Consider the following 22,631-nt stretch of genomic DNA (forward strand, 5'->3'; position numbering starts at 1 on the left):
CGCGGACCCAACCCATGACACTTCCCGCCGTCTTCCCGCGTCGCGCGCTCGTCGCGGCGTGCCTCCTCCTCGCCGCCCCCGCCTTCGCGGGCACCGCGGCCACCGCGCCCCTGCGTCCCGGCTCCCTCACGGACCGTTTCATCGTCACCTATAAGTCGCCCGTGCCTGCCGGTGCCGCGGCGAACACGGTCGATGCCGCCGTCGCGAAGACGGTGGCGGGGAACGCGCGTGTCGCGGCGCCAGTGCCGCGTTTCGTCCGCCGCCTCGCCGCGGGTGGCGAGCTCGTGAAGCTCTCGCGCAAGCTGGGTGCCGCCGACGCGGCGACGCTGATGCGCCAGATCGCCGCCGATCCGAACGTGCTGTCCGTGCGTCCGGACGTCCGGCGCCACGCGACCGGCGGCACGCCCGTGCGCCGGGCTGCCGTGGCAGCCCCGAACGATCCCAGCTACGCCGCGTACCAGTGGGATTATTTCGATCCGACGGGCGGCGTGCGCGCGCCCGAGGCATGGCAGGTATCGACGGGTCTTGGCGTCGTGGTGGCCGTGCTCGATACCGGCATCGTCGCCCATCCCGACATCGACCTGTCGCTGGCTGGCGACGGCTACGACTTCATCAGCGACGCCTTCGTGTCGGGCCGCGCATCCGACGGCCGCGTGCCGGGCGGCTGGGACACCGGCGACTGGACGTCGACCGAGCCCTATACCAGCGAGTGCGGCACGTCGGAAGACTCGAGCTGGCACGGCACGCATGTCGCCGGCACCATCGCCGAGAGCACCGACAACGGCGTCGGCCTCGCCGGCCTGGCGCACGACGCCACCGTGTTGCCGGTCCGCGTGCTCGGCCACTGCGGTGGCTACGATTCGGACATCGCCGATGCGGTCGTCTGGGCAGCGGGCGGCCATGTCGATGGCGTACCCGACAACGCGCACCCGGCGCAGGTCATCAACATGAGCCTCGGCGGCTACGGCGCCTGCTCGGACAGTCCGCTGGGCGACGCCATCGCTATCGCCCTCGCGCGCGGCGTGTCGGTCGTGGTGGCCGCGGGCAACGACACCGACGATGCGCTGAACTACGCGCCGGCCTCGTGTCCGGGCGTGATCACGGTCGGGGCCACCGGCATCACCGGCAAGGCGTCGTACTACTCCAACTTCGGCAAGGTGGTCACCGTCGCCGCGCCCGGCGGTGGTGTGTTCCAGGACGACGATCCGGCCTCGGGCCAGCTCGTCGACCAGGGCTTCGTCTGGTCGCTGAGCAACTTCGGCGCGACGACACCGACGACGCCCGCCTATGGCGGCCTGGCGGGTACCTCGCAGGCGACACCGCATGTCGCGGCGGCGGTCGCGATGGTGCAGTCGGGTCTCGTCGCGAGCGGACTCGATCCGCTCACGCCCGCGTCGCTGAAGAAACTCGTCGCCGCGTCGGCACGACCCTTCCCCGTCACGCAGCCCCATCCGCTGGGTACCGGCATCCTCGACATCGATGCCGCGCTGCGTCTCGCCGGCGCGGGACAGGCGCCCGATCCGTCGACGACGCCGCTGGTGAACGGCAGGACCGCTAGCGGCATCGCCGCGACGGCGGGCAGCGCGCCCGTGTTCCGCCTGACGATCCCCTACGGTTCGACCAACGCCAGCCTGCGCACGCTCGGCGGGAGCGGCACGGTGCGTCTCTACGTGAAGCGTGGCGCCGTGCCCGCGGCGGATGGCAGCGACGCGGATATCGTCGCCACGCGCGCCGGCACCGCCCAGGTGGCCGTGCTCCCGGCCGAAGCCGCCGGGATCTACTACGCGCGCCTCGTCGGCGCGCCTTCCTTCACCAACGTCTCGCTGCTCGGCGCGTTCGTCGCCGCGAAGCCCTGACCTCGATCACGGGAATTCCTCATGGCTCGCCACACGCTTGCTCCCCTCGTTCTCGGGCTATGCCTTGCCGCGTCGTCGCTCGCGGCAGCGGCGGCGACGACGGACACGAAGATCAACACCAGCACGCTCGATCCCGCACGACCGGTCGACCGCTTCATCGTCACGTACCGCGACGGCAGCGTCGAACGCCGAGGGGGCGCCGACGCGACCCGATCGGCACGCGCGGCGGCCGCGCGCTTCACGATGCAAGGCGCGAGGAGCACACTCTCCGCGGATTGGGTGCGCAAGGCGGGCGCCGGCAGCGACGTGTTGCGCACCTCGCGCAAGCTCGGCGTCGCCGACGCGACGGCCTTCATGCAGCAACTCGCGACCGATCCCGCGGTGGCGCACGTGGAACCCGATGCGATCCTGCACGCCGTGCGGGACACGCGCGCGCAGGGCGTACCCACCGACCCGTCATACGCGGCGCGCCAGTGGCATTACGCGGATGCACCCGGTGGCGTGAGCCTCCCGGACGCACTCGACTTCGCCGACGGCAGCGGCGTCGTGGTCGCGGTGATCGACACGGGCATCACCGCGCATCCCGACCTGGACACGTCGCTCGCCGATGCCGGATACGACTTCATCACCGACGCGCTGTTGTCGGGACGTGCGCAGAACGGTCGCGTCCCCGGCGGCTGGGATCCCGGCGACTGGACGAACGAGCCGATCTACAACTTCGCCTGCGGCGAAGACGCGCCGAGCAGCTGGCACGGCACGCACGTGGCCGGCACCGTCGCGGAGCTCACGGACAACGGCGTCGGCCTGGCCGGTATGGCCGGTCGCAGCCGCGTGCTGCCCATTCGCGTGCTCGGCCATTGCGGCGGCTCGACCTCCGACATCGCCGATGCCGTCGTCTGGGCGTCGGGCGGTCACGTCGACGGCGTGCCCGATAACGCGCATCCCGCGAGCGTCATCAACATGAGCCTGGGCGGCGGTGGCGTCTGCGGCCCGTCCGACGTGCTCGGCGCGGCGATCGCCGATGCGCTGACGCGCGGAACGACCGTGGTGGTGGCCGCCGGAAACAGCGGTGCCGATGCTTCGAAGTTCAGTCCGGCGAGCTGCCCCGGTGCGATCGTCGTCGGTGCCACCGGCATCACGGGCAAGCGCGCGTTCTACAGCAACTACGGCGGCACGGTATCGATGGCGGCGCCCGGTGGCGGCATCTACGTCAACGACGATCCGGCCACCGATACCGAGGCGTCGCCCGAAGGTTTCGTCTGGCAGGCGATCAACGGAGGAACGACCGTACCGGGCGACGCCATCTATGGCGGATACGCGGGCACGTCGCAGGCGACGCCGCACGTCGCCGGCGCGCTCGCGCTGATGCTTTCGGCATCGCGCCAGATGGGTCGCGCCGATCCGGCACCGGGCACGCTGCGCAGCATGCTGCTCGCGACGGTGAAGCCGTTCCCCGCGACGCCGGATCGCGCGGTCGGCGCCGGTATCCTCGACGCCGGCGCCGCCGTGCAGGCGGCCGTAATCGGTGGCGTACCGCTGCGCAGCGGCGGACTGCTCGCCGCGCAGGACGGCGTGTCGGGCGCCGGCGGCGTGTACTACATCGACGTGCCGGCCAATGCGCGCGCGCTCACCATCCGGACCTCGGGCGGCAGCGGCGAAGCCGACATCGCCGTCGCACGCGCGGCCGCACCCGCCGCGGACGGCACGGGCAGCCAATGGCGCGCCAGTCGCGCCGGCACCACGGATGCCGTCGTCATCGCCGCGCCGGCGGCGGGACGCTACTTCATCCGGCTGACCTCGCCATCGGCGTACCGCGGCGTGAGCGTCCTCGCCGCGTACACCGGCTCGTGAACGCCGGCCACGAGGACGCACGGATGCATGTGATCGAAGTGGTACTGGGATCGACCGCGAAGGAACTGAGCGAGGTCCGGTGCGATGGCACCGGCCTCCATTGGTTCGACGACCACGACGAGGCGCTCGCGTTCGCCGAGCGCTACGCGGCGACGCTCGAAGCCGACAGTGGCGTGCGGAGCTTCATCAGCGTCTGCGCCGCCGACGGCGTGTGGATATCGCTCGCGGCGCTACGCGCGCGCGAGCGGCTGCGCGCCACGTAGCGCCGCCTCGATCCGCCGGCGGCGTCACGCGACGGCTTCGTCGCCGGGGCGTAGCCACGGCGATGCGACGAACAGGGCGATGCCAGCCAGGATGATGGCCATGCCGGCCCACACCTGCGGCGCGAAGTGCTCATCGAGCACGATCCACGACGTGACGATGCCCGATACCGGAACCAGCAGCGACAGCGGTGCGACCGAGGTGGCGGGATAGGTCTTCATCAGGTTGTTCCACACCAGGTATCCGAACACCGTCGTGACGTACGCCTGGAAGGCGATCGAACCCGCCGCGCGCCAGGTCAACCCATCCGTCAGTGCGACGAAGGGCTGAACGCCGCCATGGACCCATGCCAACACGAAAAGGGCCGGCGCCGAGAACACGCTCGACCAGACGACGAAGGCGAGCATGTCCTCGGGGCGATGCATCTTCACGATGACGTTGCAGGCACTCCAGCTGATCGCCGCGAGCATCACCAGCGCGACACCCACGAGCGTCGACGACGATGGCGCGTGACCGATCACCAGCGCCATCCCGCAAAGCGCGAGCGACATGCCCCATACCTGCGGCATGCGGACGCGCTCCCGCAGGAGGAGCGCGCTCAGCAACACGGTGAAGAAGGCGCTGGATTGCAGCAACAGCGACGACAGGCCGGGCGACATGCCCCGCGACATCGCGAGATTGACGACCCACCACAGGCCCACGCCGAAGAGGACGCCGTACCCCGCCAGGGCGGCGAGCGGGACCTGTCGGGGACGCCGGACGAACAGCACGAGCGGAAACGCCGTGAACGTGAATCGCAGCGCGGTGAGGAGGAATGGATCGAGGTCGCGCAGTCCGGCTTCGATGACCGAGAAGTTGCTTCCCCAGATCACCGTGACGAGAACGCCGAGTGCGAGATGGCCGGGCTTCACGTCGATTGTCCGGAAACGCAGGAACGGTCACGCATGGAGAATCTCCGCTGAGGTCGAAGCGGACCCTAGCGGGACGCGATGCCGGCGGCTATGGAAGAAATCGTAAAAGCGCTCCGGGAATGCCGAAGCGCGTCCTGTGTCGCGTTTCGCGAGGAGCCGTCGCGGCCGGGTCCGCTCCCACAGTGCGGCCCGGCCGGGCCCCTCCCGCGAAGGCTTCCCGCATGGAGCCCCCGCGGGTGCGGCGCCTTATTCCGCGTCGTCCTCGAAGCGCAGGTGCTTCACGCTGCGGCCGTGGCGGCGGACCAGCTTGAGGGCTTCCACGCCGACCTTGATGTGGCGTTCGACGAAGTTCGCGGTGACCGAGGCATCGCTGGATTCGGTCTTCACGCCTTCGGGAATCATCGGCTGGTCGGAGACGAGCAGCAGCGCGCCGCACGGAATGTGGTTGGCGAAGCCGGCGGCGAAGATCGTCGCGGTCTCCATGTCGATCGCCATGCTGCGCGTGCGGCGCAGGTAGTCCTTGAAGCCGTCGTCGTGTTCCCACACGCGGCGGTTCGTCGTGTAGACGGTGCCGGTCCAGTAGTCGTGGCCGAGGTCGCGGATCATCGTCGAGACCGCGCGCTGGAGCTGGAAGGCCGGCAGTGCGGGCACCTCGGGGAGGAGATAGTCGTTGGACGTGCCCTCGCCGCGGATGGCGGCGATCGGCAGCACGAGGTCGCCGATGGCGTTCTTGCGCTTCAGGCCGCCGCACTTGCCCAGGAACAGCACGGCCTGCGGCTCGATGACGCTCAGCAGGTCCATGATCGTGGCGGCATTGGGACTGCCCATGCCGAAGTTGATCAGGGTGATGCCGTCGGCGGTGGCGTTCGGCATCGGCCGGTCCCGGCCCCTGACCTCCACGCCGTGCTCCTGGGCGAAGCGGTCGACGTAATGGCCGAAGTTGGTCAGCAGGATGTGCCGGCCGAAGTCCTCCAGCGGCGTGCCCGTGTACCGGGGCAGCCAGTTGGAGACGATCTCGTTCTTGGTTTTCATGTCGAATCCGGTTGCGCGTGCGCCGGCGGCTTTCGCCCTTCAGGTGCCGACGGCGCGGTTACCGGCGACGCCACGCCGGCGGAGTGCCAAATTCATTCGTGCAAGTGTAGCATCCGCCCAGCGGGGGCGAGCTGGAACGCGCAGGGCGGGCCGGGCACCCCGGGGTCCTTGCGACCTTCGACGGGGGGTGACCGATGCGAATCGGTGTGGCGATCGATGCGGCCTGCGACGTGCCGCATGAATTCATCGAGAAGCATGGCATCGCGGTCATGCCGATCACGGTCAAGGTGGACCAGCAGCGCTTCAAGGACGACCGCGATCCGGCGGAGATCCAGCGCTTCCGCGATCAGAAGCTCGGCAGCCGGAGTCATTCCGCGGAGACCGAGGCCAGTTCGGTCGAGGACGTGCAGAACCTGTTCCTGGGCCGCATGGTCAAGGAGTACGACTGCGTCATCTGCCTGACGATCATGGCCACGCGCAGCCCCATCCACGACAATGTGATCAAGGCGAGCTTCGCCATCCTGAAGAACTATCGCCCGGTGCGCGAGGCCGCCGGCATCGGCGGGCCGTTCCTGATGCGCGTCGTCGACACGCGGAACATCTTCGCCGGTGCCGCGTCGGCCGTCGTGGAAACCGTGCGCATGATCCAGGAGGGCCGGTCCCCGGCGGAGGTTCGCGAGCGTGCCGCGCACATCGCCGACTGCTCCTACGGGTACATGCTGCCGCGCGACCTGAATTACCTGCGCTCGCGCGCCCGCAGCAAGGGCGACCGCAGCGTGAGCTTCCTCAGTTCCATGCTCGGCACCGCGCTCGACATCAAGCCCATCCTGCGCGGCCATCGCGGCGAGACCGGCCCGGTGGGCAAGGTCCGCGGCTTCGAGCACGGCGCGCAGGTGTTGTTCGACTACGTGACCAAGCGCGTGCAGGCCGGCCTGCTCGTGCCGTCGCTCTCGCTCAGCTACGGCGGCGATCTCGACGAGATGCGCAACCTGCCTGGCTACACCTCCATGGTGCGGACGTGCGGCGAATCCGGCGTCGAGATCCTCGAAAGTCCGATGGGTATCACGGGCATGGTCAACGTCGGCGAAGGCGCGATGACGATCGGCTTCGCGTCCGAAGACCACGTGGCCGACTTCTAGGCCATGCACGGCGCACGCGTCCTGCTGGCGTTCGCTGCGCTCGCCGCCATCGGCCCGGTGGCAGCGCAGACGGTCTACAAGTGCCAGGCGGGCGGACAGACGATCTACCAGCAGGCGCCGTGCACGAAGGGGCAGCATCAGCAGACGATCGAGCTGCAACCGCCGTCGCCGTCCGGTGCGGTCGCACCGATGCCCGCGGCGCCCGTTCGTTCCGTGGTCGACGACGACGCGGCGCCGCCACCGGTGCCCGCGGCACCGCCACCGATTCTTTACGGGTGCGTCCGCGCCACCGATGGCAAGGCGTACACCTCGGCGAACGGACATCCCGAGCCGTACCTCGCCCCATTGGGCGTGCTCGGCGCGATCAGCCAGCCGCTCGCCGACACCTACGGAAGCCGCGATGCCGCCATCGCGTCGGCCCCGGAACTCAATCGCGGCAAGGGGAACGCAGCCGCCGTCGCGACGAGCAACTACGTCTGGGTGCAGGACCAGTGCAGACAGCTGAGTCCTGCGGAAGCGTGCCGCGCGCTGCGCGACGACGCCGATTCCAATCAGCGGGCCATCCGCAACGCCTTCAAGAGCGAGCGCGGCCCGCTCGAGGCGAAGGATGCGGCGCTGCGCGGCCAGCTGGCCGGTTGCGGCTAGTTCAGTTCGCCGACATCGCCGCGACCGCGAGCCCCGACACCACGCCCAGCGACGGATCGCCTTCGACCATCGGGATGCCCTCGAACGCCTCGCGCACCGCCGCCTTCACGATCGGCGATCGCGAGGTACCGCCGGTGAGGAAGACGCTGTCCGGCACGCTCGGCCATTCCTGGCGGACCTCGTCGAACAGCCGCTGCATGCGCTCGACGAAAGGCTCGACCGCTTCATGCATGTCGGCGCGCGCGATGACCACGCCGAGACCTTCCTCGAGGAAACCGAGGTCGGCATGCGTGTCGTCGGCGGAACTCAACGCGATCTTGCCGCGCTCGGCCGTCTGGTTCAGGCGCGTGGTCGCGCCCGGCTGCTGCAGCGCGCGCAGGCGCGACTGCCAGGGCTCGTCCACGAAACGGTAATCCTGGCGGCGGAACTCGCGCTGCTTCGGCAGGTTGTGCACGCTCGCGGCCTCGACGAAATGATGCACCGGCACGCGCGTGACGTTGTTGCCCAGCTGCGGCATGAAGCTGTGCATGCTGAGGTTTATGTCCAGGTCGGTACCGCCCTTGGCCAGGCCCCACGTGCGCACGATGCGCGGCAGGGCGTCGCCGCCCAGCTCGGCGAACGCGACGTCGGTGGTACCGCCGCCGATGTCCACGATCAGCGCTGTCTGCCGCGTCGACAGGCGCTTGTGGTAATGCATCGCCGCGGCGGCGGGCTCTTCTAGGAAGGTCACGCCGTCGAATCCCGCGACGGCCGCGGCCTCGCGGATGATGTCCACCGCCTGCTCCGATCCCTTCTCGCCCATCGAACTGCGGAAGTGCACCGGGCGTCCGATCACCGCCGTGCGCACCGGCTCGCCGAGCTGGCGACTGGCGGCGAGGCGGATGTGCTCGAGGATGTGCGTGGCGATGTGCACGATGACCTTGCGCACCTGCGGATCGAGACGGTAGCCGAGCATCGACTTGGGCGATTCAATGAGGTTGCCGTCGCCGTATTCCAGGTATGCCTCGACGGCCTCCTCGCCGAACAGCGCGTGCTGGAAGCTCTCGACGGTCGCGGTGGGCGATTCCGCGGCGCGGCGTTCCATCCACTGGCGGCGCACGGTGCGCAGCGCGTCGCGGCGAAGGTCGGCGTCGGAACGTTCGACGAAGGCGCGTCCCTGCTGCTGCGCCTCGGTCGCGAACTGCCGCTGCTGGGCACGCGCCGAGCGGATCTGTCCTTCGACCTGCGCTTCGAGTTCGGGCGTCAGCTGGAAGTCGTTCGGGTCGGGCACCACCTCGGGGAAGAACACCGCGGTGCGGAACTGCTTCGCCTCGCCGAAGTGGATGTGGGTCAGCGTCTCGCCGACGAAGGTCGCGGCGGCCGAGTAACTGGTGCCGAAATCGATGCCGATGGTCATGGGGTTCTCGGGGGTCGTGACGGGCGGGCGGCAGGCGCGGTGGCGCGCCGCGGGCTCCGGGGGACCGCGAAGTCTAACCCGTCAGAAGCCGTACCGCAGGAACCCGCCGTCCACGGCGACCACCTCGCCCGTCACGTAGCTCGAGGCGGGCAGGCACAGGAAGGCCACCGCGCCGGCGACCTCCTCCGGCTCGCCGATCCGGCCCATGGGCGTCCGGGAGAGCACTTCCTCGAGGTACTCGGCGTCGGCGAGCGCCGGCTCGCTGCGCTGGGTGCGGATGTACCAGGGCGCGACGGCGTTCACGCGGATGCCGTCCTCGGCCCATTCGCAGGCGAGATTGCGCGTCATCTGGTGCAGTGCCGCCTTCGTCATGCCGTAAGGCGACCCCGTGCGCACGTGCGTGATGCCGGAGACCGAGCCGACGTTCACGATCGCGGCGTTCGCGTGCTGGACGAGGTGCGGATACGCGGCGCGACTCATCTCGAAGGCGGAGAACACGTTGAGCTCGAACAGGTCGCGGTACTCGTCCCCGTCGTAGTCGAGCGTCGCCTTCGGCGTGTTGCCGCCGACGTTGTTGACGAGGATCGACAGGTTCATGCCGAGGTCGGCGACCCAGTCGAACACCGCGAGCCGGTCCTCGTGGTCGGACAGATCGGCCGCCATGCCGAGCACCTCGACATCGGGGCACTCGTCGGCGATCTCGTCGCGGACCTCCTGCAGCACGAGCTCGTCGCGGGCCACCAGCAGCACGTCGGCGCCGAGCGCGGCGAGTTCGCGCGCGCAGGCGAAGCCGATGCCCTTGCTGGCACCGGTGACGAGCGCCGTGCGGCCGTCGAGGCGCCAGCTGGCGAGGCGTGGATGCATGTCGGTTCTCCGGATGTGGCGACAGGGCGTAGCTTGCCACGACACTTCGGGTGGGAGCGCACCTGGGCGCGACAGTTTTTCGCGAAGAGCAACAGGCCCTGATGCTTTGTCGCAAAAACCCATCGCGCCCAGGTGCGCTCCCACAGGGCGCGCCGAGGGCTTGGTATGCTCGGGCGATGGACACGACCACGCCCCTGCTCTCCATCGATCGCGCCACGGTGCTGCGCGACGGCCGCGCGCTGCTCGATGCGCTCTCGCTCGACATCGCGCAGGGCCAGCACACCGCGATCCTCGGCCCGAACGGGTCGGGCAAGTCGACGCTCGTGAAACTCCTCGAACGCCGGGTCTACCCCGTCGTGCACGACGACCGCTCGCCCGTCGTGCGTGTCTTCGGGCGCGACCGCTGGAACGTCGCGGAGCTTCGCTCACTGCTCGGCGTGGTTTCGTCGGACCTGCGCCGTGAGTTCGAAGCCAGCAACGAGACGGCCGGGAACGCCGTGCTTTCCGGGTTCTTCGCATCGATGACGCTCGGCCTCGATCACCATGTCGACGACGCCATGCGCACGCGCGCGCGCGAGGCGCTCGAACGTGTCGGCGCCGCGCATCTGACGCAGCGCGACGTGTCGACCTTGTCGACCGGGGAGGCGCGCCGCGTGCTGATCGCGCGTGCGCTCGTGCACCGCCCCAGGGCGCTGTTGCTCGACGAGCCCTGCGCGGGACTCGATCCCGGCACGCGCCGCCGCTTCCTCGACCTGCTCGGGGAACTGGCGCGCGAGGGAACGACGTTGCTGCTCGTCACGCATCACGTCGAGGAGATCGTTCCCGCGATCGAACACGTGGTGATGCTCCGGGACGGGAAGCTTCTCCGGCAGGGCCCGAAACAGGAGCTGCTCGCCGACGAACACCTTTCCGGCCTGTTCGACTGGCACATGGAGGTGGAGCGCTCCGGCGACTTCTACGGCGCGCGGTTGCGCTGAGGCGAAGCCGGCGCGAGACTCGGAGCACTCCGGAGGAACACGCGATGATCCGATACGCCCCGCTGCTGGCTCTTCCGCTCGCCTGCGCGGCGTGCTCGAAGCCCCCGCAACCGCACGAGCCGCCGGCGCCGCAGGCGCGTCTCGAAACGCCGTGGGATTCGCTGGAAGCCCAGAAGAAGAAGGCGCAGGACGTCCAGAAGACCGTCGACGCGCAGGCGAAAGCGCAGGCCGCCGCGGCCGACGCGCAGGCGCAGTAGGGTCAATTGAACGAAAGCAGTTTCTTCCGGGAGGTGGGAGGCGGGAGATGGGAGGCGCGGGCGTGGCCGTCGACGTACGCCCGAGGGGACGGCAAGCTCGACACTACGACACGGCAACCACGACGCTGCCGGCACCCTGTGGCAACCGCCGGGAACGCGCCCCCAACTCCCATCTCCCGCCCCTGCCCTGCTCTTAGCGCGGCGAGCAGAAACAGTAGGCGTAGACGTGCGGCTTGCCTGCCTCGGCCGTGCGGAACAGCGCCCATTCCGGCGCGAGTTTCGGCAGGTCGGCGACCCACGACGGCAGGCGCAGGCCCCAGGACATCGCGACGCGCGCCTCTGGGCTGTCGCCGATGTTCGTCAGGAAACGCTCGAAGGCGCCCATCGGCTTTTCGGCGTAACGGACGCTGTAATCCTTGCCGAGACCCGCCTGCTCCGCCGCGTCGCGGATCGCGTCGTCGAGGCTGCCCATGCGGTCGACCAGTCCACGATCGAGCGCCTGCTGCCCGGTCCACACACGGCCCTGCGCCACGGCGTCGATCGCGGCGAAATCCTTGCCACGCGCCTTGGCGACGTTACCGACGAAGTCGCGGTAACCCTTGTCGATGATGCTCTGGATCAGCACGCCGACGTTGGGATCGAGCGGGCGCGTGATGTCGAACGCGCCGGCCAGCGGGCCGGTGCCGACACCGTCGCTCTTCACGCCGATCTTCGCCAGCGTGTCCGGCACGGTGAAGAACATGCCGAAGATGCCGATCGATCCCGTGATGGTGTTGGGCTCGGCATAGATGCGATTGGCGTTCATCGAGATCCAGTAACCGCCGCTCGCGGCCACGTCGCCCATCGAGACGACGACCGGAATGCCCGCCTCGCGCGTGCGCTCCACTTCGCGACGGATCTGCTCGGCCGCGTAGACCTCGCCGCCCGGCGAATTCACGCGCAGGACGAGCGCGCGCGTGCGGCGATCGTTGCGCACCGTGCGGATGAGCGCCGCCGTGGAGTCGCCGCCGATGGTGCCCTGCGACTGCTTGCCGCCCGTGATCTCGCCCTCGGCGACCACCACGGCGACGCCGTTGCCGGTCTGCAGCAGATCGATGTTCGAGAGGCCGCGGTCGGCGAGGTAGGCGGAGAGATCGACCTGGCGGAAGCCCTGGTCCTTCTTGCCCGCGGGGACGCCTTCCTTGCGCAGCATCTGCACGAACTGCTGCTCGGTGGCGATGCCGTCGACCAGTTTTTCTTCCTGCGCCAGCTCCGCGAGGCTGCCCTTCGCATCGCGCACGCGCGCAGCGAGCCCGTCGATGTCGGCGCGCAGTTGCGCGGCGTCGATCCGGCGCAGCTTCGAGACCTCGTCGATCCACGTCGTCCACAGGCCGCCGAGCCAGAACGCGTCGGCTTCCTTCGATTCGGGCGACGCATGGTCGAGGATGAAGGGTTCGGCCGCACTCTTGAACTTACCGACGCGGAACAGGTGCACCTGCACGCCAAGGCGCTCGAGCATGTCCTTGTAGAACAGGCGGTAGTTCGCGAGACCCGTGGCGAGGATGCCGCCCTGCGGGTCGATGTAGATCTTGTCCGCGTGCGCGGCAAGGTAGTACTGGCCCTGCTCCATGCTCGCGCCCCAGACGAGCACCGGCTTGCCGGCCTTGCGGAAGCGGTCGAGCGCCGCGCCGACCTCGCGCAGCGCAGCGAACCCGCCCGCCTGCAGCTTGTCCGGATTGAGCACGATGCGGCTGATGCGGTCGTCCTTCGCCGCGCTGTCGATCGCGCGGACGAGGTCGCGCACCTGCACCTGCTTCACGCCGTCGCCGGAAAGCCGGCCGGCGGCGCGCGAGAACGCGTCGGCGCTGTACTGCTCCACCAGCGCGCCTTCGGGCGCCAGCACGAGCACGGTGCGCTCGTCGACGGCGTTGCCACGGCCGCCGAGGAACAGCAGCAGGAGGAACACGCCGAGGATGCCGAAGAAGATCACGTTGATGATGACCAGCCGCGTGATGTTGATGCCCCGGCCCAGGCCACGCATGAAGCGTCCGAAGCCGTCGCGCCGCCGGGGTGGCGGCACGGGCTGGGGGCGACCCGGCAGGGGCGGCGGCACGGCGTCGTAATGGTCCGTCATCTAAGCGGTTTCCTCGAAGGTTGTGCGCAGCGTAACGCGTAACACCGTGCGTATCACGTGTGGAAAGGCACGGGCTCCGCCGTCTCGGGATCGCTGCGCCAGCGCCCGCGGACGCTGCTCCGCCAGAACCTTGCGAACAGCAGGATGGCGGCCATGCTGAGGCCGGCGATGAGGCCCATCCACATGCCCCGCGCACCCAGGTCGTGGACGAACGCGAGGTACCAGCCGATCGGCATGCCGACGCCCCAATAGGCGAACAGGGTGATGCCCATGGGCACCCGCGTGTCCTTCAGCCCGCGAAGGGCCCCGTTCGACGCCACCTGGATGCCGTCGGAGAACTGGAAGAAGCCCGCGAGGAGCAGCAGCTGCGATGCCGTGGCGATCACCGCGGCGTCGCTCGTGTAGAGCCGGGCGATGGCCGCCGGGAACAGCAGCATGACGCCCGACGACACGCACTGCGTGACCAGGACCAGGGCGATGCCGGACAGGCCGGCGTAGCGGACGCCCGCCACGTCGCGGCGGCCGGCCGCGTTGCCGACGCGGACCGTGATGGCCATCGACAGGCCCAGCGGAATCATGAAGGCGACCGACGCCACGTTCAGCGCCACGTGGTGGCTCGCCGTGACGGTCTCGCCGAGCCGGCCGATCAGCAACGCGACGGCCACGAACAGCCCCGCCTCCATCAGGAGCGTCACGGCCATGGGCAGACCGATGTGCAGGAGCTGGCCGATCTGGCGGCGATCGGGCGCGGCCATGCGCGAACGCAGGTTGAGGTCGCGGTAATTGCGGTGCTTCAGGACGTACGTGGCGAAGCCGATCATCTCCAGCCAGAGCACGAGCGCCGTGGCGATGCCGCTGCCGCGCGCGCCCATGACCGGGAAGCCCAGCTTGCCGTACATCAGCACGTAGCCCAGCGGCGCCAGCACCAGCAGTCCGCCGAAGCTGAAGTACATCGAGGGTCGTGGCATCGACAGGCCGTCGGAGAGGCCGCGCAGCGCGAAATACGTCGTCAGCGCCGGGGCCGCGAACGCGATCGCGTGGAGGAAGGCGGTCACGTCGGCGCGCATCGATTCGACGACGCCGAACAGGGCCATCAGCGGCGAAGCGTGCCAGACGCCGATGCCGAGCAGGATGCCCAGGCCCCAGGCGATGTAGAGGGCCTGGTGGAACACCGGCCCGACCTCGCCACGACGACCCGCGCCGTCCAGCTGCGCGACCGTGGGCGGCACCGCCATCATCGTGCCGATGCCGGTCACGATGGCGAGCACCCAGATGTTCGCGCCCGTGACCACGGCGGCCTGCGTGTGCGCACCCTGGTGGCCGGCGAGCACGGCGTCGACCACGTTGGTGCCGATGGCGGAGAGCTGGGCGACGATCATCGGCAGGGCCAGCCGTACGGTGGCGCCGATCTCACGCCGCGCGCGGGCGCGGTCGAGGGACATGGGAAGGATGACCAATGGGGCCCGCCATTGTAGCGGCTGCCGTGCCATCATCCGAACCCGAGAGGGGTCAATCGGGGACAACCAGGGGATGAACGAGCTCACGCCTTCGCCGGCTCTGCTCTGCGCGAACTGCGGCACGGCCCTGCAGGGCGAGTTCTGCCACGCATGCGGGCAGTCGATCCACAGTGTGCTCCGGCCTGTCTCGCACATGCTGGAAGACGCCGGGGACCTGTTCCTGCACATGGACGAGCGCATCGTCCATACGCTGCCGCCGCTGTACACGAAACCCGGGTTCCTCACCCTGGAGTACTTCTCGGGGCGGCGCATCCGCTATGTCGCGCCGTTCCGCCTGATGTTCGTGTTCTGCCTGCTCGCGTTCTTCTTCGTGCACCTCGCCTTCAGCGATGTCCGTTTCGGGGACGACGACGAGGCCGCCCCGCCGGACAGCGTCGGCGCGATCCACGCCGCGAAGACGCCGGAGGACGTGCGCCGTCTTTACGACGCGCAGATCGGCGAGCTGGACGCCGCCATCGCGAACCCCGACCTCCCCGCGGCGGCGAAGAAAGGCCTCGAACTCGGGCAGGACGTCGTCCGCGACGCCGCCAACCGCCGTCTCGCCGAGCTCAAGGCGGACCCGATTCCGGCACCCGTCGGACACGCCGCCCCGGCAAGGGCTGGCGACGAACGCAAATGGACCCACGAACCGACCGTCGTCGACATCGCCTGGCTACCCGACGTAGTGACCCGGCGGATCGCCGTGGGCATCGGTCATTTCAAGGCCAACATCGCCCGGCTCGGAGAGGGCGGCGAGGCGAAGGCCGAAGCCCTGAAGCGCATGGGCGAGGGGTTCTTCTCGGTGCTGCCGCAGACCATGCTGGTGATGATCCCGGTCTTCGCGCTGATCCTGAAGCTCTTCTACGCCTTCCGGCGCCGGCTCTACATGGAGCACATCATCGTGGCGCTGCACAGCCACGCGTTCCTGTTCCTCTCGCTGCTCCTCCTGATGGTGCTCGGCTTCGCCAAGGACGCGATCCGGCCGCATGCATGGCCCGCGGCCAGCCTCATCGGGCTGGTCCAGGGGATCATGTGGGTGTGGATGCCGGTGTATCTCCTGATCATGCAGAAACGGGTCTACCGTCAGGCATGGCCTATGACCATCCTTAAGTATTGGTTGATAGGCAGCGTCTATTTCTGGCTGCTCCTCTTCGCGGTGACGGTGGCCTTCTTCATCGGTGCGTCGCACTAGGATTTATTCCTACCGGCCGGACGGTTGTGCACAGGGCCGGCGCACCCTTCGCGTTTGTCAAGATCGGATGGACGTTTGATGAACGCTGGGCGGCACCGAAAGTCCAAGCGATTGATTTAGAAGTACATTTCAGCTTGGTTAAAATGTACCCAAGCTGACCCGAACGGCCCAACCATGCGGTCTGGAAGGGTCCCATCCGAGGCTCATCCACAGAGTTATCCACAGAGGTTGTGGATAACACGGAAAGCGTCCCGGGGGCGGGCACTTAGCTTTCATTCCTCTTTCGGGGGATGCCATTGAGAGGCAAACCCATGTGCCGCTGGTCAATCATTGACCAGCGAAATCGGCATATGCCATTAAACTAGGCCTCGCATGCTCACCCTCCGCGTCGCCCTTCCCGTACCCCTCCCCACGCTCTTCGACTACCTGCCCCCGGCGGTCGGCGAAGCGCGCGCGGGGTCGCGCGTGCGGGTTCCGTTCGGCAAGGGGGAGATGGTCGGCGTCGTGGTCGATCCAGCGGCCGAGGCGGCGGTCGGATCGAAGCGCCTGAAACAGGCCATCGAGGTCCTGGACCCCTATCCGCTGCTGGACGCAGAGCTGCTCGCCACGCTCGCCTGGGCCGCCGACTACTGGGCGGGCGCCCCGGGCGAGGCGGTGGCCAACGCGTTGCCCCGCGCGCTGCGCGAGCCGCGTGCGCTGCCGCCCACGGGCATCGAGGTGTGGGCACTCACGCAGCAGGGCCGCGCTGCCCTGGCGGCGGGCAGCCGGAAGGGCGGCTCGGCCGCCTTGCTGGCGGCGCTCCAGGACGGGCCACGCGCCGCCGACGATCTCGGCGTCGCCCTGCCCGACTGGCGCGCGGCCGCGCGCCGGCTGCTGGAAGCCGGTCTCGTCGAAAAACGGGAGGTCGAGGACGCGCCGCCGCCCGGCGGTGCCGCCCCGGGTCCGGCGCTGAGCGACGAGCAGACGGCGGCCGTGGCGGCCATCGGCGAGGTCTTCGACGGCTTCCAGCCCTGGCTGCTGGATGGCGTGACCGGCAGCGGCAAGACCGAGGTGTACCTCGCGCTGATCGAGCGGGCCCTGGCGGAGGGCAGGCAAACCCTGCTGCTGGTGCCCGAGATCGGCCTCGCCCCGCAGACCGTGCGTCGCCTGCGCGACCGTCTGGGCGTCGCGGTCGAGGTGCTGCATTCCAATCTCGCCGAGGGCGAGCGCGCCCGCGCGTGGCTGCGCGCGCGCAACGGCAGCGCCCGCGTCGTGCTCGGCACGCGGTCGGCGGTGTTCACGCCCTTGCCCCACGCGGGTCTCATCATCGTCGACGAGGAACACGACCCTTCCTACAAGCAACAGGAAGGCTTCCGTTACCACGCCCGCGATCTCGCGGTGGTCCGGGCCAGGTCGCTCGGCGTGCCCGTCGTGCTCGGCTCCGCGACGCCGTCGCTCGAGACGCTGGGCAACGTCGAGGCGGGCCGCTACCGGCGTGTGGTGCTGAAGGCGCGCCCCGGTGCGTCGCAGCCCACGCGCGTGCAGATCGTGGACATGCGCGCCCAACGCCTCGACCACGGCCTCTCGCCCACGCTGGTGCACGCCGTGGCCGCCTGCATCGAACGGGGCGAGCAGGCGCTGGTCTTCCGCAACCGGCGCGGCTACGCGCCGGTGCTGCTCTGCCACGACTGCGGATGGCACGCCGACTGCCCGCGCTGCGAACGTCCCATGACGCTGCACGCCGGCCGCCGACGGCTGGTCTGCCACCACTGCGACAACACGATGCACGTGCCGGCGGCCTGCCCGGCCTGCGGCTCGGCCAACCTCAGTCCGCAGGGACAGGGCACCGAGCGGCTCGAAGAGGCCCTGACGGAACGTTTCCCCGGTGTCGCCGTCGTCCGCATCGACCGCGAGACGACACGGCGCCGCGACGCCTTCGGCGAGATTCTCGACGGCCTGCGCGAGGACAAGCCGGCGATCCTGGTCGGGACTCAGATGCTCGCCAAGGGCCATGACCTGCCCAACCTGACCCTCGTGGCCATCGTCGGCGTGGATGAGGGCCTGCACAGCGTCGACTTCCGCGCCGGCGAACGCCTGGCCCAGCTCGTCGTCCAGGTCGCTGGACGCGCGGGGCGCTCGGCCAAGCCGGGCAGCGTGCTGCTGCAGACGCATCACCCCGACCACCCGATGCTGCACGCCCTGCTCCGTGGCGGTTATCCCGCGGTGGCCGCCGGCCTGCTCGAAGAGCGCCGGCTGCTCGAACTGCCGCCGTACGCCCATCAGGTGCTGCTGCGCGCCGACGCGCTGGGCCGGGCGGAGGTGGACGCGTTCCTGGCCGAAGCCCATGTCGCCATCGGCGCCCCGGGACCGCTGCGGATCGCCGGGCCCATGCCCGCGCCCATGCCCCTGCGCGCGGGTCGGCATCGCGGCCAGCTGCTCGTGGAGGCCGGCACGCGCGCGCAGCTCCACGGCTTCCTGCGGACGTGGCAGCAGGCGTTGGCCAGCCTGCCCTCGGCGCGGAAGGTCCGCTGGTCGCTCGACGTGGATCCGATCGATCTCTACTGAGCGGCGCGGTTGATTCCCGGGCGCCGTGCTCTCACGTTGTCATGATCGGCCGACCGATACCTTCGGATGCCTGTATCTGGCCCGCGATCGGCGCGACAATAGCCCCCTTATCAGGTAACGGAACAAGAACGTGACCAGCCAACTCGAACAGCTCAAAGAGATCACCACCGTCGTGGCCGACACCGGCGACTTCTCCGCCATGAAGAAGTACCAGCCGCAGGACGCGACGACCAATCCGTCGCTGCTGCTCAAGGCCGCCGGCATCGCCGAGTACGCGCATCTCGTCGACGAGGCTGTGGCATGGGCCGCCGAACAGAGCGACAGCCGCGAGCAGCAGCTGATCGACGCCGGCGACCGCCTCGCCGTCCTGTTCGGCCGCGAGATCCTGAAGATCGTGCCGGGCTACGTTTCGACCGAGGTCGACGCCCGCCTGTCGTTCGACACCGAGGCGTCCATCGCCAAGGCCAAGCGCCTGCTCGGCCTGTACAAGGACGTCGGTGTCGATCCGAAGCGCATCCTGATCAAGCTCGCGTCCACGTGGGAAGGCATCAAGGCCGCCGAGACGCTGCAGAAGGACGGCATCAACTGCAACATGACGCTGCTCTTCAGCTTCGAGCAGGCGGTGGCGTGCGCCGAGGCCGGCGCGTTCCTGATCTCGCCGTTCGTCGGCCGCATCTTCGACTGGTATGTCGCCAACACCGACAAGAAGACCTACGCGCCGGCGGAAGACCCGGGCGTGAAGTCGGTGCGTCGCATCTACGACTACTACAAGATGCACGGCTACAAGACGATCGTGATGGGCGCGAGCTTCCGCAACATCGGCCAGATCCAGGCCCTCGCCGGGTGCGATCGCCTGACGATCGCGCCGGAACTGCTCGAGCAGCTGAGCGAGACCAACGACAAGCTCGACGTCGCGCTGAAGGACACCGGGAAGAAGGAAGAGCCGCCGAAGGACAAGCTCACCGAAGCCAAGTTCCGCTGGGGCCACAACGAAGACGCCATGGCCACCGACAAGCTGGCCGAAGGCATCCGCAAGTTCGCCGTCGACCAGCGCAAGCTCGAAGCGCTGCTGGGCGAGAAGCTGAGCGCGGCGAAGGCCAGCGCGTAAGCGCTTCGCCATCGCTCGACGAGGAAGGGGCCGAAAGGCCCCTTCTTCGTGCCTGCCTACCGCCGGAGCTTGAACGCCAGCAACCGCTGGATCGTCTTGCCGTACGGCGGCCTCAGCATCGCGGTGACGTCGAGGCGCGACTGTCGGTAGACCGGGCGCGCGTGGCTGAACGTGCGGAAGCCATCGACACCGTGATACGCACCCATGCCCGACGGCCCCACGCCGCCGAACGGAAGATCGTCCATCGTCAGATGCATGATCGTGTCGTTGACGGTGACGCCACCCGCGACGATGTCGCCTAGCACGCGTGCCTGCTCCCGTGCGTCGTCGCCGAAGTAGTAGAGGCTCAGTGGGCGCGGGCGCGCGTTGACGTATGCCACGGCCTCGTCGATGCCGTCGTAGGGCAGCACCGGAAGGATCGGGCCGAATATCTCGTCGCGCATCACGTCCATCGTGTCGTTCGCACCCAGCACCGCGACGGGCGCCATGCGTCCGTCCGACGGTTCCGGCACGTCGTCGTGCAACGGCAGCACCTTGGCGCCCTTCGCGCGTGCGTCGTCGAGGTAACCGCGCAAGCGCGCACGGTGACGGTCGTTGACGATCGCCGTGTAATCGGGATTGCCGGACACTCGCGGGAACATCGCGCGCGTCGCATCCCGGCAGGCATCGACGAACGCGTCCACGCGATCGCTCGGCAGCAGCGCGTAATCCGGTGCCACGCACACCTGGCCCGCGTTGAGCGTCTTGCCGAACATGAGCCGCTTCGCCGCGAGCGTGAGGTCGGCGTCGCGCCCGACGATGGCCGGCGACTTGCCACCCAGTTCGAGGGTGACGGGCACGAGGTTCGCCGCCGCGGCGCGCATGACGTGCCTGGCGACCGATGTCGCGCCGGTGAACAGGAGATGGTCGAAAGGAAGCGCCGAGAACGCGGCGCCGACCTCGGCGTCGCCAGTGACCACCGCGAGCTCGGTCTCGTCGAACGCGGTGGCGATCATGCGCTGCATCAGCGCGGACGAGCGTGGTGTGAACTCCGATGGCTTGATCATCGCGCGGTTGCCCGCCGCGAGCACGCCGGCGAGCGGCGCGAACGTCAGGTTGAACGGGAAGTTCCACGGGGACATGATGCCGACCACACCCTTGGGCTGGTAGTCGATCCAGGCGCGGGCTCCGAGCAGTGCCAGCGCGGCCGGCGACACCTTGCGCGGCTCGCGGCGCATCCACCTCCGCACGTGGCGTTTCGCATGCTTGAGCGGTTCGATCGACGCCGCGACATCGGTGACGAGCGAGCCCTGCACGGAGCGGTGCCCGAAGTCGTCCCTCAGCGCGTCGGCGATGTCGTCCGCGTGATCGACGAGCAGTCCGATGGCGCGGTCGAGGCGATCGATCCGCACCTGTGCGGACGGCGACCCGTCGGCGAGCTGGGCGAGCTTCTGGCGGTCGAGGAGGGTGCGCATGCGCGCACGATAGCCGAAATGGCTATTCGACGGACAAGGCGCCCAGGGTCTGCAGGTGCCGCCGCAACACGGCGATGTCGGCGTCCGACCGCCAGCCGGTGTGCGTCGCGACGACTCTACCACCGCGCAGGAAGTAGAACGTCGGGGTGTCCCAGGAGCCGATGAACGGCCACTGGCTCTCCTTATATGCGTAGACCATCGGCATGCGCGGGTGCGTCGCGTTCCAGTCCCGAACGCTCTCGATATGCAGATTCCCTTCGACCGGCATCAGCCAGCGGCCGTGCCGTGACATCACATCCCGCAGACCGGGGTCGGCCTCGATGGATGCCATCGCATGCCGGGAGAAACTGCACAGCGGCGACGACACCACGACGACCTCGATGTCCCGAGCGCCTACCACGGCCGGCACTAGCGACGTTCCATCCGCATCGAGGACGAGCGCGCCACGCGCACTCATGGCACGCGCCACCTGCTCGTCAAGGGACGGAATCCGCGGACGTCGACTTGTCTTATGGTCGTTTTCGTAACGGCGAGCATCTTCCAGACGTCGCGCGGCGACAAGAAATTCAATGTATCGCATGCGATCTTCATCGCGCGTCGCTCCGCGTCGATCCAGATCGCCGAGTATCCGCGTCATGTCGTCGGCGATGTCGACCTCCGGATCATAGAACGCGATCATCGCCAGCACTCGAAGAAGCAGCCGGACGTCATCGGTCGCCAGCGATTCGACTTCCAGGCCGATCGACGGCGAAACCATCCGCCGATAGCGTTGCTCCATCCGGCGAGCACGCTCCTTCGAAGGGACGCCATATGAGTTCCGCCCGATGTCAAGGAGCTCCGCCACGTCCCGGCTCCCGAGCACGCCGTTTCCAGCCGGGCAGATCACGGGCAGCGCGAGAAGAATGCTCAGGATGGTCGGACGGATGCATCGCATCCGTCGACCAGGCTTGGTTCTACTCAAAGCAATTGCTTGTGCATATGTGATCGAATTCACGACGGCAGCTAGCACGGCTTGCGCACTTGTAGTTGCGATAATCCATCGGAAGGCGAACCGAACCTTGCTGGATAGCCCGATCCCTCGAAGTCGTCGATCGTGCCTCCGGGATGAGGCCAATATCATCCTGGACCCCGAACAAGGCAAGCACGTCGTATATCTGTTCAACGCTAAGCTCGGAACGAAGGTCGGAAATCGAAAACCCCGTGATGCCGCTGTCGTTGAACGTCAGGCTTTCGATAAACCGCTGCCTGCCGGAAGCGGATAATTTCGTAAGCGGATTTGCCTCGCTGGGATTAGAAGATTCGTAGGCGTAGAGATCAGCGAGGCTTTTAATCTTCGCACCCGAAAGCGATGCGCGTGCGTGCTCGAGCTGATACTCGACGACCTCGGGTCCCGGAAGGTCGGAGGGCAATGCTTTCCGTTCGTCCGAAGACGATGCCGCAGAAGCGGCTGTAGCACTTAATGCAAAACAGAACAGAATACGGTTGACTTTCATACGACCATCCATGTATCGAATCGAGCGGAACCTGCCCGCATG

The 22,631-nt window shown here is 68.6% G+C and carries 19 protein-coding genes; 10 read left to right on the forward strand and 9 right to left on the reverse strand.

Annotation, left to right across the window (positions count from 1 at the left end; genetic code table 11):
- Window positions 1-14 precede the first annotated feature (14 nt).
- The 3 genes from BMY69_RS14970 to BMY69_RS14980 are packed head-to-tail and all read left to right on the forward strand — an operon-like array spanning window position 15 to window position 3,970.
- A complete protein-coding gene (locus BMY69_RS14970; RefSeq protein WP_090179706.1) occupies window positions 15-1,856 on the forward strand; it encodes a S8 family serine peptidase in 1,842 nt (613 codons plus the stop codon).
- A gap of 21 nt (window positions 1,857-1,877) precedes the next feature.
- Window positions 1,878-3,707 (forward strand): S8 family serine peptidase, encoded by a 1,830-nt coding sequence (locus BMY69_RS14975; protein WP_090179709.1) that lies wholly within the window; start codon window positions 1,878-1,880, stop codon window positions 3,705-3,707.
- 23 nt (window positions 3,708-3,730) lie between these two features.
- Complete coding sequence (locus tag BMY69_RS14980; protein WP_090057466.1) at window positions 3,731-3,970, forward strand: hypothetical protein; 240 nt, start codon at window positions 3,731-3,733, stop codon at window positions 3,968-3,970.
- A gap of 24 nt (window positions 3,971-3,994) precedes the next feature.
- Here BMY69_RS14980 and BMY69_RS14985 read toward each other — a convergent pair whose 3' ends face one another.
- Both BMY69_RS14985 and BMY69_RS14990 read right to left on the reverse strand, forming a co-directional pair.
- On the reverse strand, window positions 3,995-4,879 hold the full coding sequence (locus BMY69_RS14985; protein WP_090179712.1) for an EamA family transporter: 885 nt from the start codon (window positions 4,877-4,879) through the stop codon (window positions 3,995-3,997).
- 246 nt (window positions 4,880-5,125) lie between these two features.
- Window positions 5,126-5,911 carry an AMP nucleosidase gene (locus tag BMY69_RS14990; RefSeq protein ID WP_090057469.1) on the reverse strand — a complete coding sequence of 262 codons (786 nt, stop codon included), beginning with the start codon at window positions 5,909-5,911 and terminating at the stop codon, window positions 5,126-5,128.
- Window positions 5,912-6,105: 194 nt separating this feature from the next.
- Between BMY69_RS14990 and BMY69_RS14995 the strand changes: the two genes are divergently transcribed.
- Together BMY69_RS14995 and BMY69_RS15000 are read left to right on the forward strand one after the other, a co-directional pair.
- Window positions 6,106-7,050, forward strand: coding sequence for a DegV family protein (locus BMY69_RS14995; protein ID WP_175472883.1), 945 nt, complete (start codon window positions 6,106-6,108; stop codon window positions 7,048-7,050).
- A gap of 3 nt (window positions 7,051-7,053) precedes the next feature.
- Window positions 7,054-7,695, forward strand: a complete 642-nt coding sequence (locus BMY69_RS15000; RefSeq protein ID WP_090179715.1) for a DUF4124 domain-containing protein — start codon at window positions 7,054-7,056, stop codon at window positions 7,693-7,695.
- Window position 7,696: 1 nt separating this feature from the next.
- Here BMY69_RS15000 and BMY69_RS15005 read toward each other — a convergent pair whose 3' ends face one another.
- Entirely contained in the window at window positions 7,697-9,091 is a 1,395-nt protein-coding gene (locus BMY69_RS15005; RefSeq protein ID WP_090057472.1) for an Hsp70 family protein, read from the reverse strand.
- 81 nt (window positions 9,092-9,172) lie between these two features.
- Window positions 9,173-9,955, reverse strand: a complete 783-nt coding sequence (locus BMY69_RS15010; RefSeq protein ID WP_090179717.1) for an SDR family oxidoreductase — start codon at window positions 9,953-9,955, stop codon at window positions 9,173-9,175.
- A 176-nt stretch (window positions 9,956-10,131) separates the two neighbouring features.
- On the opposite strand from BMY69_RS15010, the gene BMY69_RS15015 reads away from it, so the two are divergent.
- Both BMY69_RS15015 and BMY69_RS15020 read left to right on the forward strand, forming a co-directional pair.
- Entirely contained in the window at window positions 10,132-10,932 is an 801-nt protein-coding gene (locus BMY69_RS15015) for an ABC transporter ATP-binding protein (RefSeq protein ID WP_177191194.1), read from the forward strand.
- Between the two features lie 44 nt (window positions 10,933-10,976).
- Window positions 10,977-11,189 (forward strand): hypothetical protein, encoded by a 213-nt coding sequence (locus tag BMY69_RS15020; RefSeq protein ID WP_177191195.1) that lies wholly within the window; start codon window positions 10,977-10,979, stop codon window positions 11,187-11,189.
- A gap of 193 nt (window positions 11,190-11,382) precedes the next feature.
- Here BMY69_RS15020 and sppA read toward each other — a convergent pair whose 3' ends face one another.
- The gene (gene sppA / locus BMY69_RS15025) at window positions 11,383-13,302 is read right to left on the reverse strand and encodes a signal peptide peptidase SppA (RefSeq protein WP_090179719.1); all 1,920 of its coding nucleotides are present in this window, start codon (window positions 13,300-13,302) and stop codon (window positions 11,383-11,385) included.
- Window positions 13,303-13,355: 53 nt separating this feature from the next.
- Window positions 13,356-14,744 (reverse strand): MATE family efflux transporter, encoded by a 1,389-nt coding sequence (locus BMY69_RS15030; RefSeq protein WP_090180021.1) that lies wholly within the window; start codon window positions 14,742-14,744, stop codon window positions 13,356-13,358.
- An 88-nt stretch (window positions 14,745-14,832) separates the two neighbouring features.
- Here BMY69_RS15030 and BMY69_RS15035 point away from each other — a divergent pair, with 88 nt between their 5' ends.
- The 3 genes from BMY69_RS15035 (at window position 14,833) to tal (ending at window position 19,642) form a co-directional block, all read left to right on the forward strand.
- Window positions 14,833-15,990, forward strand: coding sequence for a DUF3667 domain-containing protein (locus tag BMY69_RS15035; RefSeq protein ID WP_090179722.1), 1,158 nt, complete (start codon window positions 14,833-14,835; stop codon window positions 15,988-15,990).
- 372 nt (window positions 15,991-16,362) lie between these two features.
- Window positions 16,363-18,534, forward strand: coding sequence for a primosomal protein N' (locus BMY69_RS15040; protein ID WP_090179724.1), 2,172 nt, complete (start codon window positions 16,363-16,365; stop codon window positions 18,532-18,534).
- A 130-nt stretch (window positions 18,535-18,664) separates the two neighbouring features.
- The gene (tal, locus tag BMY69_RS15045; RefSeq protein ID WP_090179727.1) at window positions 18,665-19,642 is read left to right on the forward strand and encodes a transaldolase; all 978 of its coding nucleotides are present in this window, start codon (window positions 18,665-18,667) and stop codon (window positions 19,640-19,642) included.
- A gap of 56 nt (window positions 19,643-19,698) precedes the next feature.
- On the opposite strand, the gene BMY69_RS15050 is transcribed toward tal, so the two are convergent.
- The 3 genes from BMY69_RS15050 to BMY69_RS19405 all read right to left on the reverse strand — a co-directional run bounded on the left by BMY69_RS15050 (window position 19,699) and on the right by BMY69_RS19405 (window position 22,589).
- On the reverse strand, window positions 19,699-21,096 hold the full coding sequence (locus tag BMY69_RS15050; RefSeq protein WP_090179729.1) for a coniferyl aldehyde dehydrogenase: 1,398 nt from the start codon (window positions 21,094-21,096) through the stop codon (window positions 19,699-19,701).
- Between the two features lie 22 nt (window positions 21,097-21,118).
- Window positions 21,119-21,874, reverse strand: a complete 756-nt coding sequence (locus tag BMY69_RS19400; protein WP_143070488.1) for a hypothetical protein — start codon at window positions 21,872-21,874, stop codon at window positions 21,119-21,121.
- Between the two features lie 175 nt (window positions 21,875-22,049).
- Window positions 22,050-22,589 carry a hypothetical protein gene (locus BMY69_RS19405; RefSeq protein WP_143070489.1) on the reverse strand — a complete coding sequence of 180 codons (540 nt, stop codon included), beginning with the start codon at window positions 22,587-22,589 and terminating at the stop codon, window positions 22,050-22,052.
- Window positions 22,590-22,631: the final 42 nt, after the last annotated feature.

It is taken from the genome of Luteibacter sp. UNC138MFCol5.1 (genome assembly GCF_900110505.1).
Taxonomy (GTDB): domain Bacteria; phylum Pseudomonadota; class Gammaproteobacteria; order Xanthomonadales; family Rhodanobacteraceae; genus Luteibacter.

What these genes read in the sequence shown, in the direction of transcription:
- BMY69_RS14970 (WP_090179706.1), top strand. Translation starts at nt 15, where the DNA reads ATGACACTTCCCGCCGTCTTCCCGCGTCGCGCGCTCGTCGCGGCGTGC.
- BMY69_RS14975 (WP_090179709.1), top strand. Translation starts at nt 1,878, where the DNA reads ATGGCTCGCCACACGCTTGCTCCCCTCGTTCTCGGGCTATGCCTTGCC.
- BMY69_RS14980 (WP_090057466.1), top strand. Translation starts at nt 3,731, where the DNA reads ATGCATGTGATCGAAGTGGTACTGGGATCGACCGCGAAGGAACTGAGC.
- BMY69_RS14990 (WP_090057469.1), bottom strand. Translation starts at nt 5,911, where the DNA reads ATGAAAACCAAGAACGAGATCGTCTCCAACTGGCTGCCCCGGTACACG.
- BMY69_RS14995 (WP_175472883.1), top strand. Translation starts at nt 6,106, where the DNA reads ATGCGAATCGGTGTGGCGATCGATGCGGCCTGCGACGTGCCGCATGAA.
- BMY69_RS15000 (WP_090179715.1), top strand. Translation starts at nt 7,054, where the DNA reads ATGCACGGCGCACGCGTCCTGCTGGCGTTCGCTGCGCTCGCCGCCATC.
- BMY69_RS15005 (WP_090057472.1), bottom strand. Translation starts at nt 9,091, where the DNA reads ATGACCATCGGCATCGATTTCGGCACCAGTTACTCGGCCGCCGCGACC.
- BMY69_RS15010 (WP_090179717.1), bottom strand. Translation starts at nt 9,955, where the DNA reads ATGCATCCACGCCTCGCCAGCTGGCGCCTCGACGGCCGCACGGCGCTC.
- BMY69_RS15015 (WP_177191194.1), top strand. Translation starts at nt 10,132, where the DNA reads ATGGACACGACCACGCCCCTGCTCTCCATCGATCGCGCCACGGTGCTG.
- BMY69_RS15020 (WP_177191195.1), top strand. Translation starts at nt 10,977, where the DNA reads ATGATCCGATACGCCCCGCTGCTGGCTCTTCCGCTCGCCTGCGCGGCG.
- sppA (WP_090179719.1), bottom strand. Translation starts at nt 13,302, where the DNA reads ATGACGGACCATTACGACGCCGTGCCGCCGCCCCTGCCGGGTCGCCCC.
- BMY69_RS15030 (WP_090180021.1), bottom strand. Translation starts at nt 14,744, where the DNA reads ATGTCCCTCGACCGCGCCCGCGCGCGGCGTGAGATCGGCGCCACCGTA.
- BMY69_RS15035 (WP_090179722.1), top strand. Translation starts at nt 14,833, where the DNA reads ATGAACGAGCTCACGCCTTCGCCGGCTCTGCTCTGCGCGAACTGCGGC.
- BMY69_RS15040 (WP_090179724.1), top strand. Translation starts at nt 16,363, where the DNA reads ATGCTCACCCTCCGCGTCGCCCTTCCCGTACCCCTCCCCACGCTCTTC.
- BMY69_RS15050 (WP_090179729.1), bottom strand. Translation starts at nt 21,096, where the DNA reads ATGCGCACCCTCCTCGACCGCCAGAAGCTCGCCCAGCTCGCCGACGGG.
- BMY69_RS19400 (WP_143070488.1), bottom strand. Translation starts at nt 21,874, where the DNA reads ATGGAGCAACGCTATCGGCGGATGGTTTCGCCGTCGATCGGCCTGGAA.
- BMY69_RS19405 (WP_143070489.1), bottom strand. Translation starts at nt 22,589, where the DNA reads ATGAAAGTCAACCGTATTCTGTTCTGTTTTGCATTAAGTGCTACAGCC.